The organism is Variovorax sp. GW531-E2 (assembly GCF_059423125.1).
This window is the reverse complement of sequence record NZ_JBWKXQ010000017.1, coordinates 26,029-40,456: the sequence shown is the minus strand read 5'-3', so window position 1 is coordinate 40,456 and position 14,428 is coordinate 26,029. Positions and strand designations below refer to the sequence as shown.

Here is a 14,428-nt window from a genome sequence, read left to right as displayed (position 1 = left end):
CGGTTTCAGAAAATCGTTGTGAAGAAGCAGATCAAGATCACTTCAGCGCGATGCGCGTCTTGAAGGGCAGGGGCTCCAGGGCTTTCTGCAGTCGCTCCTGCAGTGCCGCGGCTTGCGCGCCCGCTGTGGCGGCGTCGATCTGCACATGCACGAGGCTTTCGCCTTCGGTGCTCACCGCAGGCCGCGCCGCATCGCTCAGGCCGAGTGCCGTGCAGACCTCGGCGACCGTGGCCGCCACCACCTGCCGCGCGGCCATGGCGCGCAGCTCGGGCTTGTAGATCTTGCCGACGTTGGTCATGGGCATCGTGGCGATCACCGACACCCACTTGGGACGGGCCGGTGCCTCGTCCACGCGTGCAGAAGTGAAGGCCAGCAGTTCCTCTTCGGTGGCCGAGGCGCCGGGCACCAGCGTCGCGAAGATCACGGGCAGCTCGCCCGCGTAGGCGTCGGGGGCGCCGACGGCGGCGCACAGCTGCACGGCGGGGTGCGCGCCCAGCGCGTCTTCGATGGTCTTGGGGTCGATGTTGTGGCCGCTGCGGATGATCAGGTCCTTCGAGCGGCCCGTGAGGTGCAGCCGCTCTTCAGCATCCATCCAGCCCAGGTCGCCGGTCGCGAGCCAGCCGTCGGCCGTGAAGGCCTTGGCGTTGTCGGCCGGATCGACGAAACCCGAGAACACGTTGGGCGACTTGAACAGCACCATGCCGGTCTCGCCCTGCGCCACCTCGCGGTCGCTGGCGTTGCCGTTCTCGTCCAGCGCCACGATGCGCACCTGCGCGTACGGCAGGCGAAAGCCGACGCAGCCCGCGGGCCCGTTCACGCCGGGCGGCGTGATGGTCGAGATGCCGGCCATCTCGGTCATGCCCAGGCTCTCGTGCACGTGCAGGCCGAACAGGCGCTCGAAGCGCGCGGCCAGCTCGGGCGCGAGCACGGCGGCGCCGGTGCGGCAGTAGGTGATGGACGAGATGTCGGCGCCGTCCAGCGGCACGTTGGCCAGCGCGGCCAGCACCGTGGGCACGGCGGACAGCGAGGTCGGGCGGTACTTCTCGACCAGCTTCCAGTAGTTGGCCAGCACCTCCTTGTTGCGCAGCAGCGAGGGCGTCGGAATGATCACCTCCACGCCCGCCGACAGCGACGAGAGCGAGGCCGGCAGCACGCCCGCCACATGGAACAGCGGGTAGCCGTTGATCGAGATGCCCTGTTCGTTCATGCCCGCCAGCTGCACGCTGGCCCAGGCGGTGAACACCTGCGCGCCGTGGCTGTGGCGCGCGAGCTTGGGTGCGCCCGTGGTGCCGCCGGTGTGGAAGTAGGCGGCGATGTCGGTGGGCGCGATGTCGCGGCCGCTCACGAGGCGGTCCGAAGGTTGCGCGGCGCGCAGCACGTCGAACTCGGCCACACCCTCGGGCAGCGTGCCGGCAGTGCCGGGCGCTTCGTCGTGCGGCGCCACGCGCAGCACGGTGGTGAGCGTGGGCACCTGGCCGCGCAGGCGCATGGCCTTCGACCACATGCCCGATTCCACATCAGAGCCATAGGCGATGAGCACCTTGGCACGCGCCGCGGTCATGAGCGCGACCAGCTTCTCGTCGGTGAGCAGCGGGTTCAGCGGCTGCACGATGCCGGCCGCCTCGCCGCCCCAGAGTGCCAGGTGGTACTCGAGGCAACCGGGCAGCAGCACCGCGACCGCGTCCTGAGGCCCCACGCCCAGCGTGTGCAGCAGGTTGGCCGTCTGGTGGATGCCCGCGAGCAGCTGCGCATACGACCAGCGGATGGGTTCATCCGCCGGGTTGCCACTGCGCAGGAAGGTCAGCGCGGTCTTGTCGCCGAAGGCCACGCCGGAGTTGCGAAAGAGCTCGTAGGTGCTGCGCACCGTGAGCGCTTCGTCGAGCGGCGTTGCTTCGAGCGCGCGGATGTCGGCGAGCCCGCGCACCGGGAACCGGGGGCGCATCGGTGCGCCGATGACGTTGCTGTTGTTCTTGTCGTTGCCTGTTGTCATGTTGTCTCCTTGAAGGGGTCTTGCCGGCTGCGGACGGATGCCGTGTCTTACTGGTTCGTGATCTTGTTGTCGCGAATGACCTTGCCCCAGCGCTCGAAGTCCTGGCGCATGCGCGTGGCGGTCTGTTCCGGCGTGCCGTAGGCCGCGAAGGAGCCCACGCTCTGCAGCTTCTCTCCGACTTCCTTGTCGGCCAGCGCCTTCTTCAGCTCGGCGCTCATGCGGTCGACCACGGCCTGCGGCGTGCCGGCCGGGGCCAGCAGCCCGCCCCACGAGGTGGCGTCGAAGCCGGGGAAGCCCTGCTCGGCCACGGTCTTCACGTCGGGCAGCAGGCTCACGCGCTTGCCGGAGCCCACGGCGATCGGGCGCAGCGTGCCGGCGCGGATGTGCGGGATCACGGCCACGAGGTCGGAGAACATCGCGGGCACCTGGCCGCCGATGAGGTCGGTCACGGCCGGGGCGCTGCCGCGGTAGGGCACGTGCTGCATCTCGAACTTGCCGATGTTCTTCAGCTGCTCGGTCGTCAGGTGGCCGAAGCTGCCGGCGCCGGCGGTCGTGTAGTTGAGCTTGCCGCCGTCGGCCTTGGCCTTGGCGATCAGGTCCTGCAGGCCGTTCACGCCGGGCAGGGCCTTCGGGTTCACCACCATCACGATCGGCAGGTCGTACACCGTGCCCACGGGCGTGAAGTTCTTGAAGATGTCGTAGGGCACGGTGCCGTACAGGTGCGAGGCCAGCAGCGTCGGCGTGGCCAGCATCACGAAGGTGTAGCCGTCGGGTGCAGCCTTGGCCGCAAAGGCCGCGCCGATGGTGCCCGAGGCGCCGCTGCGGTTGTCGACCAGGATGTTCTGCTTGAGCGACAGCGACATCTTCTGCGCCACGATGCGCGAAGCCACGTCGGTCGGGCCGCCGGGCGGGAAGGGCACGACCAGCGTGATGGGCTTGGTCGGCCAGGCCTGGGCGAAGGCGCTGCCGGCCAGCAGGGGAAGGGCCAGCGCGAGCAGGGCGCGGCGCACGGGGTTGCGGGGGGTACGGAGGAACGGGAAGGCCATGGATTTCTCTTCAGGGATGCGGGCGTTGTCTTCGCTGTGTGCGATCAGACGACGCCATTCGTTTTCAGCGCTGCCAGCTTTTCATCCGACAGGCCGAGCAGGGACTTCAGCACGTCGTGCGTGCCTTCGCCCAAAGTGGGCGGCGCGCTGCGCACGGGCAGGCGCTCGCCATCGAAACGGTAGGGCGGCGCCAGCACATTGACCTCGCCGGCCACCGGGTGCGGCTGCTTGGTCACCAGGCCGGCGTCGGTCGCGCGCGGGGAGTTCAGCGCTTCCAGCAGGCCCAGCACTTCGCCGCAGGGAATGCCCGAGGCGTTGAGTTTCTCGAGCAGCGCAGCGCGCGGGCGCTTCGCGAGTTCGGCGGTCAGCTCGGGCAGCAGCGCCGCGCGGTTGGCCGAGCGCAGGATGTTGGTCTTGAAGCGCTCGTCGGCCGCCAGGTCGGGGCGCTCGATCACCTCGGTGCAGAAGCGCATGAACTGGGCGTTGTTGCCCACGGTGATCACCAGCGGGCCGTCGGCCGCGTCGAACACGCCGTACGGCACGATCGACGGGTGCGAGTTGCCGTAGCGCGGCGGGTCTTCGCCCATCAGCAGCGCCTCGAGGCCGTAGTAGGCGGTGATCATCAGGCCGCAGTCGAACAGCGCCATCTCGATGTGGCGACCCGTGCCGGTCTTCTCGCGCTGGTAGAGCGCGGCCAGCACGGCCTGCGCCGAGTACATGCCGGTGAACAGGTCGACGGCGGCCACGCCGAACTTCAGCGGCGGCTGGTTGGCCTCGCCATTCAGCGCCATCAGGCCGGCCTCGCCCTGCACCACGAGGTCGTAGCCGGGGCGCGCGGCCTCGGGGCCGGTGCGGTCGTAGCCCGAGATCGAGCAGTAGATGAGGCCCGGGTTCTCCTTGCGCAGCTGTTCGTAGCCCAGGCCCAGCTTGTCGATGCCGCCGAACTTGAAGTTCTGCAGCACCACGTCGCACTGCTTGGCGAGGTCGCGCGCGATCTGCTGGCCTTCGGGCGTCTGCAGGTCGAGCGTGACGGAGCGCTTGTTGCGGTTGACGCTGTTGAAGTAGGCGGTCTCGGTCTTGCCCACGCGCAGGCCCCAGTCGCGCGTGTCGTCGCCGCGGCCCGGGTGCTCGACCTTGATCACCTCGGCGCCCATGTCGGCCAGCACCATGCCGCACCACGGGCCGGCAAGGATGCGGGACAGATCGAGGACGCGCACGCCGGCGAGCGGCAGCGAGGAATTCAGCGAGGGCATGGGAACAACTCCAGGAAAACGAAAGACCCCCGCATCTGCATCGGCATGCACACGCGGAGAGGGGCGCGGCGCGTCAGGACGCGTCGGGCTGGGGTGCGTGGCGCAACGCGACGAAGTCGGCCTTGCGCTTGCCGAGGAAGGCGCCGATGCCTTCGGCGGCTTCGGCGTCGGCCTGCGACGTCACCATGTAGACCGCTTCGGCCTCGAGTTGTTCCTCGAGCGTTGCACGGTGGGCCTGGCGGCACAGCGTCTTGATGCGTGCGCTCGCGCGCTGCGGGCCGTTGGCCACCTTGGCCGCGAGGGCGATGGCCTCGGCCAGCGCGCCGCCCTTGTCGGTCAGGCGGTTCACCGCGCCCATCGCGTGCAGACGCTCGGCCGTGAGGCGGTCGCCGGTGAGGCACAGCTCGGTGAGCAGCTGGCGCGAGACGAACTCCGCGAGGAAGGCCGTGGCGCCGCCGTCGGGCGTGAGGCCGACCTTGACGTAGGCCACGGTGTAGAACGCATCGCGCGCCGACACCAGCATGTCGCAGGCCAGCGCCATCGACAGGCCCGCGCCGGCCGCGCCGCCCTCGACCGCCGCGATCACGGGCTTGCCGCAATCGCGGATCGTGCGGATCAGGTCGTGCAGGCCTTCGAGCTTCTCGCGGCGTTCGGCCTCGGGCAGTTCGCGGCGCTTGGCCAGCAGGTTCAGGTCGCCGCCCGAGCAGAAGAAATCGCCCGCGCCGGTGAAGACGATGGCGCCCACCTCGGGGTCGTTCTGCGCGTCGGTGAGCGCGGCGGAGAGCTCGGCGTACAGCGTCGGCGTGATCGCGTTGCGCGCGGCCGGGTTGCTGTTGGTCAGGATGCGGACCGAGCCTTCCTGCGAGATGAGGACGGTCTTGTCCGTCATGCTGCGACCTCTTTGCCCAGAGCGATGTAGCGCTGCAGGTGGTGGTCTTCGTCGCCGAGCTGGTGGTCGATCATCACGAGGCGCTTGGCGTAGTGGGGCAGCGGCAGCTCCCAGGTCATGCCGATGCCGCCGTGCATCTGGATGCTTTCCTCGGCCACCAGCGCGCCGATGCGGCCGATGCTGAACTTGGCGGCCGACAGCGCGCGTTCGCGCGCCACGCGGTCGCTGCCGTCGATGGCGGCGGCGGCGTTGATCACGGCCGAGCGGGCCTGTTCGATCTCCAGCAGCAGGTCGGCCATGCGATGTTGCAGGGCCTGGAAGCTGCCGATGAGGATGCCGAACTGCTTGCGCGTGCGCAGGTACTCGAGCGTGGCGGTCTTGGCGGCTTCCATTGCGCCCAGGGCTTCGGCGCACAGCGCGAGCACGCCGCGGCCGATGGCGCGTTCCAGCGTGGCGGCGCCCTGGCCTTCGGCGCCCAGCAGCGCGTCGGCGCCGAGCGTCACGCCGTCGAGCGTGAGTTCGGCCACGCGGCCCCCGTCGATGGCGGGGCAGCCGCGCACGGTGAGGCCGGCGGTCTTGGCGGGCACGAGGAAGAGGGAGATGCCGGCTTCGTCATCGACGTTGCCCGAGGTGCGGGCCGACACGAGGAACAGGTCGGCCTGTTCGCCCTGCGGCACCACGGCCTTGGCGCCCTGGAGCACCCAGCCATCGCCGCTGCGCTCGGCCTTCGTGGCCACGCGCGTGCGTTCGTAGTGCGTGTCGGCTTCATCGTGCGCAAAGGCCGCCACGGTCACGCCGTTGACGATGTCGCCGATCTTTTCTTTCTGCGCGTCGCTGCCGGCGGCGCTGATCGCCTCGCCGACCATCACGGCGCCCAGCAACGGCTCGACCACGAGGCCGCGGCCCAGCGCTTCGAAGACCACGGCAATGTCGAAGCCGCTGCCGCCGAAGCCGCCGTCGGCCTCGCTGAACAGCGCGCCGATCACGCCGAGCTCGGCGAAGTTCTGGAAGATTTCCTTGCTGAAACCGTGCGCTGACTTCGCGATGCGGTCGCGCGCATCGAAGGCGTACTGCTCGGCGATGAAGCGGTTCAGGCTGTCGGCGAGCATGCGCCGGTCTTCGGTGTGTTCGAAGTTCATTGCATCTCTCCTTACAGGCCCAGGATCATCTTGCTGATGATGTTCTTCTGGATTTCGTTCGAGCCGCCGAAGATCGACAGCTTGCGGTTGTTGAAGTAGCGCGAGGCGGCAGCCTTGGCATAGGCCGGGCCGAAGGTCTCGCCGGTGAAGCCGTCCTGCAATGCCTCCGCAACGAAGGGGCGGCCATAGACGCCCATGGCGCGGCGCGCGAGCGACGAGATCTCCTGGCGAATTTCCGTGCCGCGAATCTTCAGCATCGAGCTTTCCGCACCCGGCACGCCGCCGCCGGCCACGGCCGCGATCACGCGCAGGTTGGTGGTCTTCATGTTCTCCAGGTCGATCTCGACGCGCGCCAGGCGCGCGGCAAAGGACGGGTCTTCGGCGAGCGGCTTGCCGTTCTTGGTCTGCGAGGCGGCGATGCCCTTGAGCTGTTCGAGCGCGGCCACCGAGAAGCCCACGCCCGCGATGTTGGTGCGCTCGTAGGTCAGCAGGTACTTGGCGCAGGTCCAGCCCTTGTTCTCTTCGCCCACGAGGTTCTCGGCGGGCACGCGCACGTCGGAGAAGAACACCTCGTTGACTTCATGCTCGCCGTCCAGCGTGATGATCGGGCGCACTTCCACGCCGGGCGAGGTCATGTCGACCAGGAGGAAGCTGATGCCTTCCTGCTTCTTCGCCTCGCGGTTGGTGCGCACCAGGCAGAAGATCATGTTGGCGTGCTGGCCCAGCGTGGTCCAGGTCTTCTGGCCGTTCACGATGTAGTGGTCGCCCTGCGCGTCGATGCCGCGCACGGCCGTGGTCTTCACCGCGGCCAGGTCGGAGCCCGCGCCGGGTTCCGAGTAGCCCTGGCACCACCAGTCGGCGCCGCTCAGGATGCGCGGCAACCAGTAGCTCTTTTGCGCTTCGTTGCCGTACTTGATGAGCACCGGGCCCAGCATGTTGACGCCGAAGGGCACGATGCGCGGCGCGAAGGCCAGGGCGCATTCGTTCTCGAAGATGAACTTCTCGACCGCGGTCCAGCCGGGGCCGCCGTACTGCTCGGGCCAGTGGTTGGCGAGCCAGCCGCGCTCGTTCAGGATGGCGTGCCATTCCTGCATGTCGGCCTTTTCCAGGATCTTGCCGCTGCGCACCTTGTCGGACAGCCGTGCGGGCAGCTTGTTCGCCAGGAAGGTGCGCACTTCGCTGCGGAAGGCTTCTTCTTCGGTCGTGAAGTTCAGGTCCATCGCGGACTCCTCAATGAATCAATAAATTTCGAACAGGCCCGCGGCACCCATGCCGCCGGCGATGCACATCGTGACCACGGCGTACTTGGCGCCGCGGCGCTTGCCTTCGAGCAGCACGTGGCCCGTGAGGCGCGCGCCGGTCATGCCGAAGGGGTGGCCGATGGAGATCGCGCCGCCGTTCACGTTCAGGCGTTCCGACGGAATGCCCAGCTTTTCCTGGCAGTAGATCGACTGCGAGGCGAAGGCTTCGTTGAGTTCCCACAGGTCGATGTCCTGCACCTTCAGGCCGTGGCGCGCGAGCAGCTTGGGCACGGCGAAGACCGGGCCGATGCCCATCTCGTCGGGCTCGCAGCCGGCCAGCGCCAGGCCGCGGAAGGCGCCCAGCGGCTTCAGGTTGGCGCGCTCGGCATCCTTGGCTTCCATCATCACGCAGGCCGAAGCGCCGTCGGACAGTTGCGAGGCGTTGCCGGCGGTGATGAACTTGTCGTCGCCCATCACGGGCTTGAGCTTGGCCAGCGCCTCGTAGGTGGTGCCGCGGCGGTTGCAGTTGTCTTCCGTGGCGGTGACTTCGCGGTGGGTGACTTCCTTGGTCTCCTTGTCGGTCACGGCCATCGTGGTGGTGCAGGCCACGATCTCGTCCTTGTAGCGGCCGGCCAGCTGCGCTTCTTCGGTCTTGCGCTGGCTCTCGGCGGAGAAGCGGTCTTGTGCTTCGCGGCTGATGTTGTAGCGCTTGGCGACGATGTCGGCGGTGTCGATCATCGCCATGTACAGCTCGGGCTTGTGCTCGACGATCCACGGGTCCAGGCTGAGGTCGCCACCGTCGCCGGGGCTGCGGCCGCGGATCTGCGAGATGCTTTCCACGCCGCCCGCGATCATGGCCGGCGCGCCGTCCACCACGATGCGGCCGGCGGCCATGGCGATGGCCTGCAGGCCCGAGGCGCAGAAGCGGTTCACGGTGGTGCCGGCGATGCTGATCGGCAGGCCCGAGCGGATGATCGACTGGCGCGCGATGTTGCGGCCGGTGGTGCCTTCGGGGTAGCCGCAGCCGAGGATCGCGTCCTCGATCAGGGCCGGGTCCAGGCCCGAGCGCTCGACCGCGGCCTTCACCGCGAACGAAGCCAGCGTGGCGCCGGAGGTGATGTTGAATTCGCCGCGGTGCGCCTTGGTGAGCGGGGTGCGGGCGGTAGAAACGATGACGGCTTCACGCATGGGGTTGTCTCCTGGGGGCTCTTGCTACGGGTTACTCGGATTGATTCAGGCTGGCGAAATCGGCGCCGCGTTCGACCAGCTCCACGAGCAGCGGCGACGGCTTCCAGAAGATCGGGTCGGCCTTGGCGAACTCGCGGATGTCGGCGAGCACCTTGGGCAGGCCCACGGTGTCGGCGTACTTCATGGGGCCGCCGCGGTGGCGCGGGAAGCCGTAGCCATAGAGGAAGGTCACGTCCACGTCGAGCGGGCGCAGCGCGATGCGCTGCAGCACGACATTGGCGCCTTCGTTGACCATGGCGGCCATGTAGCGGCGCATGATTTCTTCTTCGGTGAATTTGCGCGGCGTGATGCCGGCGCGCTCGCGCTCGGCGTCGATGATGGCCAGCACCTCGGGGTCGGGCACGCCGGTGCGCGCGCCTTCGGGGTACAGGTAGTAGCCGCGTTGCGTCTTCTGGCCGAACCAGCCGCGCTCGCAGATGCGGTCGGCCACCTGCACGTAGCGCGCCTGCGGGTCGCGCGTGGCGGCCTTGCGCTTGCGCGTGGCCCAGCCGATGTCGCCGCCGGCCAGGTCGGACACCTGGAACGGGCCCATCGGGTAGCCGAAGTTGCGCACGGCCGCGTCGATGTCGTAGGGCGAGGCGCCGTCTTCCATCATGTGGTCGGCGGCCTGGCGGTACACGGCCAGGATGCGGTTGCCGATGAAGCCGTCGCACACGCCGGCGCGCACGGGCACCTTCTTGAGCTTCTTGGCGAGTTCGAAGCCGGTGGCGACCACGTCGGCGCTCACCTTGGCGGGCACCACGATCTCCAGCAGCTTCATGATGTTGGCGGGCGAGAAGAAGTGCAGGCCCACCACGTCCTGCGGACGCGAGATGCTGGCGGCGATCTCGTCGATGTCCAGGTACGAGGTGTTGGTGGCGAGCACGGCGCCCTTCTTGCACACGCGGTCGAGTTCGGCGAACACGGCCTTCTTGACGCCCATCTCTTCGAACACGGCCTCGACCACGATGTCGACGTTGGCGAAGGCGTCGTAGCTGGTCGAGCCCGAGAAGCGCGCCATGACGGCGGCCTTGGCCTCTTGTGTCATGCGGCCCTTGGCGATGAGGCCGTCGTACACCTTCTCGACGTGGGCACGGCCGCGCGCGAGGCTGGGCTCGTCGCGCTCGACCATGGTCACGGGCAGGCCCGCGTCGAGCATGGCCACGGCGATGCCCGCGCCCATGGTGCCGCCGCCGACGATGCCGGCCGAGGCGAGCGCGCGCGGGCTGGCCGAACGGGTCTCGGGCGCCTTCAGCACTTCGCGCTCGGCGAAGAAGGCGTGGATCAGGCCGGCGCGCTGCGGGCTGTCGATGCACTGCAGGAACAGCTTGCGCTCCAGCGCCATGCCTTCGTCGAAGGGCAGCGTGAGCGCGCCTTCGACCGCTTCGACGATCTTCATCGGCGAGAACAGGCCGCGGCTCTTCTTGGCGGTGTCGGCGCGCGCGGCGTCGAGCGCGGCACGGGCCGCTTCCTTGTCGGCCAGGCCGGCGGCTTCGCGCGTGCGGCGCACCGGGGCATTGGCGGCGACGAGTTCCTGCGCGTAGGCGAGGCCTTCGGCGCGGGCATCGGCCTCGGTGCCGAGGCGGTCGACGAGACCGAGCGTCAGCGCTTCCTTGGCGCCCGCATGGCGGCCGCTGAGCATCAGTTCGAGCGCGGGCTTCACGCCGATGAGGCGCGGCGCGCGCTGCGTGCCGCCCGAGCCGGGCAGCAGGCCCAGCGCCACTTCGGGCAGGCCCAGCTTGGCGGTGGGCGCGGCGAGGCGGTAGTGCGCCGACAGCGCGATCTCCAGCCCGCCACCGAGCGCGGCGCCGTGGATGGCGGCAACCACCGGCTTGGTGCAGTTCTCGATCTTCAGGCAGACCTCGGGCAGCGAGGGCTGCTGCGGCGCCTGGCCGAACTCGCGGATGTCCGCGCCGGCGATGAAGTTGCGGCCCGCGCCGACGATCAGCACCGCCTTGGCGCCGCTGTCGGCCTCGGCCGCGTCGATGGCGGCGGCCAGGCCGCGGCGCACGTCCACGCCCAGGGCGTTGACGGGCGGGTTGTCGATGGTCACCACGCACACGTCGCCTTGACGCTGGAAGGTGACGGGACCGTTGGACGTGGAAGGGCTGGGAGTGGGGGTGGCCATGTGCGTGTCGCTTGTCTCTTGCTTGCGTGGCAGGCCCTCGTGAAGTCGAGGGGTCCGGGGCTCTGGGGAGCCCTGCATTCTTGGCCGGCATCGCTGCTTTGACAATTGCATAGGTGGTTGACAGACTGTCAAAGAATTTTTGACACAATCCGCCCATGGACCTGCAATCGCTCACCCTGCTGGTGGAAATCCTTGACGCGGGCAACCTGAGCGCGGCGGCGCGCCGGCTCAAGATGACCCGCGCCAACGTCAGCTACCACCTGAACCAGCTGGAGCGCTCGGTGGGCGCGCAGTTGATCCGGCGCACCACCCGGCGCGCCGAGCCCACCGAGATCGGGCTGCGGCTGTACCAGCACGGCGTGGCCATCCAGGGCGAGTTGCTGGCGGCGCGCGAGTCGGTCACCGCGCTGGGCGAGGGCCTGCAGGGCCGCGTGCGCCTGAGCGTGCCCAGCGGATACGGCCAGCTCGTGATGGCCGACTGGCTCATCGACTTCAAGCGCCAGTACCCCGGCATCGTGCTCGACGTGGTGTTCGAGAACCGCATCGAAGACCTGCTGCGCGACGAGGTCGACATCGCCATCCGCGTGATCCCCGAGCCGCCGCAGAACCTCGTGGCGCGCGAGATGGGCCCGGTGCGCTACGTGGCCTGCGCCACGCGCGCGTATGCCGAGCGCCACCCGTTGCCCGTGCAGCTCGACGCGCTGCGCGCCACGCCAGTGGTGACGGCCGCCGTCATCGGTCGGCAGCTGCGCATCTCGGCCTACCAGGGCGAGACCCGGCGCGAGGTGATCCTGGAGCCGACGCTGATCTCGGAGAACTTCCTGTTCCTGCGCCAGGCCATCCTCGCGGGCCTGGGCGTGGGCCTCGTGCCCGACTACGTGGTGCAGGAAGACGTGCGCCGCGGCGACGTGGTGACCACGCTGGACGACTGGCGCCTGTCGATCTTCGGCACCCAGATGTTCATGCTCTACATGCCGAACCGCCAGCACACGCGGGCGATCCGGACGTTCATCGATTTCATCCTGGCGCGGGTGCGGCCGGAAGAAGCCGAAGAAGCTCAGTCGCAGCGGTAGACGACTTCCCCCGCCGGCACACCCTGCGCCGGCACCTCCGACAGCGTGCTGCTCAGAAAGCGCATCGGCGCGCCGAAGTTGCGGCAGTAGTTCTCGGCGTCCTGCGCCGTGGGCGACTTGAACACGCCGTCGGCCAGGAAGGTGACGCGCGGCGCGGGTCGCGAGACGCAGCCCGCGCCGATGAGCAGGGCCGGAACGAGGACGGAGACAGCAGCGAATCGGCGCATGGGGCAGGGCGGAGAGAAGAGGCCGCGACTGTAGCCGTTCGGCGGCCTCAGTCGGCGAGCCACACGCTGCCGTCCGCCGCCTCGCGCAGTGCCAGCGGCGTGAGGCGCGCGCCGCGGCAGGGGCCGCCGACGCAGCGCCCGGTGTCGGGCTCGAAGATCGCGCCGTGCCGCGCGCACATCAGGTAGCGCCCGGAGCTTTCGAGGATCTGGCCTTCGAAATCGAGCGGGCCGCCGGCGTGCGGGCACTGGTTCAGGTAGCCGTGCACGGCGCCCTGCCAGCGCACCGCGAAGGCCGGCACGCCGCCGGGCGCGGTGAACAGGGCCGCGAGGCCGCCGTCGGCGAGTTCGGTGGCGATGGGCTGGGCGGTCGGGGCGGGCGCGGTCATGGGGAGCGAGCCTACCAAGGTCCGCCGCAGGGCTGGCGCCCGGGGGAAACCTCCGTGGCATCACATGTTCCGGCTATGTCATCCGACCAATAGACGCAGGGGCGTGCCGTTTTCACAATGCATCCGCTCGCTTTCCTTCGTCCGTGCATCCTTGTGTCAAGGGGGATTCCCACCGATGAGCACGCTGAAACAGGGCTGGCGCGGGGCCGATGTCCGTCGCCTGCAGGAGGCCCTGAACCGCAAATTGCAGCCCAGCCCCGGCCTCGCGCCCGACGGCGACTACGGCCCCGTCACCCGGGCGGCCGTGCTGCGCTTGCAGGCCGCGCACTGGCTGTGCGAAGACGGCGAAGCCGGCCCCTGCACCCGCAACGTGGCCTTCGACAACGAAACCCACGCGCCGCTGCTGCACCCCGTGGCGCTGATTCCGCAGCCCGCGCCCGCGCTGTGCTGGGCGGCGGCCACCGCGATGCTCACGCGCGCCACCGTGCAGACCGTGGTGGCGCGCACGCCTTCGGAGCTGATGGGCGCCGACGGCGCTTTGCGCCGTCGCGTGGACAGCGACCGCCATGCGCAGGGCAGCGACCCCGATGGCGACGACAACCGCCGCTTCGCCGCCGCGCACGGCCTCGCGCTGCGGCCCCACGGCCCGTGGACCGTCGCCGCGCTGCGCACCGCGCTGCACGCCGGGCCGCTGATGTTCGACCTGCGCTGGGGCGCCAAGGGCGGCGCGCCCGCCGGCCAGCCGGGCCACATGGTCGTGCTCGCGGGCATCCGCGGCGACAACGACCCCGGCGGGGGCGGCACCACGCTGCGCCTGTTCGACCCCTGGCCGCCGGGCCGGGGCGCGCGCAGCTCGACCAGCCACGTGCGCTGGATGCAGGCCGTGGCCGACCGCATCTGCGGGGTGTTCCAGCGGTAGTGGCGCCTGGCTGTTGTGGCCGTTGGCACCGGTGCATGAAAAAATCCTGACTTTCCGCGAACCGTTTCGGCGGGTGGCCGCCTCTTTCCATGCGGGAGGGGCGTTCTGTTCCCCCGCATTCACACGTCACGGATCGAAGGAAACCACCATGCTCTACGTCAAGAATGTTCCCGGCTGGGAACGCGCCCTGCGCATCGCCCTGGGCCTCATCGGCCTCGCCTTCGCCGCCATGAACTGGCCGGCGGATGCCCTGGCCGTCGCGGTCGGCCTCATGGGCGCGATGCTGGCCCTCACCGGACTCGTCGGCTTCTGCCCGATGTGCGCGATGGTCGGGCGCACCCTCGACAAGGGCCGCTGACCCATGGCCCCCGCAGCGATCGACCGCACCTGCCTGATCCTGGCCGCGCAGACCGGCGACCCCGTCGCCCTCGAGGGCCTGCTCGCCGCCTGCCAGACCGACGCGCGCCGCTACGCCCGCCGGCACTGCCAGGCCAGCGACGTGGACGACGCCGTGCAGGAATCGCTGCTCGTGGTCGCGCGCCGCGTGCGCGGGCTGCAGGCGGCCGCGGCGTTCTCGTCGTGGTTGTTCACCGTCATCCGGCGCGAATGCCTGCGCCTGCAGCGCGCGATGTTCCGCCACGACCCGCTCGACGAAGACACCGTCGAACGCCAGCTCGCGGCCCGCAGCGACCACGCGCTGCGCATCGACCTGGCCCATGCGCTCGAATCGCTGCCAGCGCACTACCGCGAGGTCGTGCTGCTGCGCGACTTCGAGGAACTCACCATCGCCGAGATCGCCGAGCGCCTGGGCGAGCCGCCGGGCGCCGTGAAGAGCCGGCTGCACCGGGCGCGCCTGCTGGTGCGGGAGTACCTGCTGGGGTAGCCCGGGGGTGCTCCGGTCGAGGGGCGA

At 69.6% G+C, this 14,428-nt stretch carries 14 protein-coding genes; 4 read left to right on the top strand and 10 right to left on the bottom strand.

Annotated elements, in window-relative coordinates:
• Nucleotides 1-37: 37 nt before the first annotated feature.
• The 8 genes from AC07XP_RS12810 to AC07XP_RS12775 all read right to left on the bottom strand — a co-directional run bounded on the left by AC07XP_RS12810 (nt 38) and on the right by AC07XP_RS12775 (nt 10,913).
• Entirely contained in the window at nt 38-1,990 is a 1,953-nt protein-coding gene (locus AC07XP_RS12810; RefSeq protein ID WP_495264886.1) for an acyl-CoA synthetase, read from the bottom strand.
• Between the two features lie 47 nt (nt 1,991-2,037).
• Nucleotides 2,038-3,036, bottom strand: coding sequence for a Bug family tripartite tricarboxylate transporter substrate binding protein (locus AC07XP_RS12805; protein WP_307635933.1), 999 nt, complete (start codon nt 3,034-3,036; stop codon nt 2,038-2,040).
• 44 nt (nt 3,037-3,080) lie between these two features.
• Nucleotides 3,081-4,289: a CaiB/BaiF CoA transferase family protein gene (locus tag AC07XP_RS12800; RefSeq protein WP_062478545.1), complete on the bottom strand. Its 1,209-nt coding sequence runs from the start codon at nt 4,287-4,289 to the stop codon at nt 3,081-3,083.
• Nucleotides 4,290-4,362: 73 nt separating this feature from the next.
• Nucleotides 4,363-5,178: an oxepin-CoA hydrolase, alternative type gene (locus AC07XP_RS12795; protein ID WP_495264885.1), complete on the bottom strand. Its 816-nt coding sequence runs from the start codon at nt 5,176-5,178 to the stop codon at nt 4,363-4,365.
• On the bottom strand, nt 5,175-6,317 hold the full coding sequence (locus AC07XP_RS12790) for an acyl-CoA dehydrogenase family protein (protein ID WP_495264884.1): 1,143 nt from the start codon (nt 6,315-6,317) through the stop codon (nt 5,175-5,177). Before AC07XP_RS12790 ends, AC07XP_RS12795 begins: the two co-directional genes overlap by 4 nt.
• An 11-nt stretch (nt 6,318-6,328) precedes the next feature.
• Nucleotides 6,329-7,537 (bottom strand): acyl-CoA dehydrogenase family protein, encoded by a 1,209-nt coding sequence (locus AC07XP_RS12785; protein ID WP_495264883.1) that lies wholly within the window; start codon nt 7,535-7,537, stop codon nt 6,329-6,331.
• 18 nt (nt 7,538-7,555) lie between these two features.
• Nucleotides 7,556-8,746, bottom strand: coding sequence for an acetyl-CoA C-acyltransferase (locus tag AC07XP_RS12780; protein ID WP_062478557.1), 1,191 nt, complete (start codon nt 8,744-8,746; stop codon nt 7,556-7,558).
• Between the two features lie 31 nt (nt 8,747-8,777).
• A complete protein-coding gene (locus tag AC07XP_RS12775) occupies nt 8,778-10,913 on the bottom strand; it encodes a 3-hydroxyacyl-CoA dehydrogenase NAD-binding domain-containing protein (RefSeq protein WP_495264882.1) in 2,136 nt (711 codons plus the stop codon).
• A 155-nt stretch (nt 10,914-11,068) separates the two neighbouring features.
• Between AC07XP_RS12775 and AC07XP_RS12770 the strand changes: the two genes are divergently transcribed.
• Nucleotides 11,069-11,986, top strand: coding sequence for a LysR family transcriptional regulator (locus tag AC07XP_RS12770; RefSeq protein ID WP_062478562.1), 918 nt, complete (start codon nt 11,069-11,071; stop codon nt 11,984-11,986).
• Here AC07XP_RS12770 and AC07XP_RS12765 read toward each other — a convergent pair.
• Together AC07XP_RS12765 and AC07XP_RS12760 are read right to left on the bottom strand one after the other, a co-directional pair.
• Nucleotides 11,971-12,213 carry a hypothetical protein gene (locus AC07XP_RS12765; protein ID WP_062478565.1) on the bottom strand — a complete coding sequence of 81 codons (243 nt, stop codon included), beginning with the start codon at nt 12,211-12,213 and terminating at the stop codon, nt 11,971-11,973. The genes AC07XP_RS12770 and AC07XP_RS12765 overlap by 16 nt on opposite strands.
• A gap of 47 nt (nt 12,214-12,260) precedes the next feature.
• Nucleotides 12,261-12,599, bottom strand: coding sequence for a Rieske (2Fe-2S) protein (locus AC07XP_RS12760; RefSeq protein WP_495264881.1), 339 nt, complete (start codon nt 12,597-12,599; stop codon nt 12,261-12,263).
• 175 nt (nt 12,600-12,774) lie between these two features.
• Here AC07XP_RS12760 and AC07XP_RS12755 point away from each other — a divergent pair, with 175 nt between their 5' ends.
• The 3 genes from AC07XP_RS12755 (at nt 12,775) to AC07XP_RS12745 (ending at nt 14,401) form a co-directional block, all read left to right on the top strand.
• Nucleotides 12,775-13,518, top strand: coding sequence for a peptidoglycan-binding protein (locus AC07XP_RS12755; RefSeq protein ID WP_495264880.1), 744 nt, complete (start codon nt 12,775-12,777; stop codon nt 13,516-13,518).
• A gap of 148 nt (nt 13,519-13,666) precedes the next feature.
• Nucleotides 13,667-13,876 carry a YgaP family membrane protein gene (locus AC07XP_RS12750; RefSeq protein WP_495264879.1) on the top strand — a complete coding sequence of 70 codons (210 nt, stop codon included), beginning with the start codon at nt 13,667-13,669 and terminating at the stop codon, nt 13,874-13,876.
• Nucleotides 13,877-13,879: 3 nt separating this feature from the next.
• Entirely contained in the window at nt 13,880-14,401 is a 522-nt protein-coding gene (locus tag AC07XP_RS12745; RefSeq protein ID WP_495264878.1) for an RNA polymerase sigma factor, read from the top strand.
• Nucleotides 14,402-14,428: the final 27 nt, after the last annotated feature.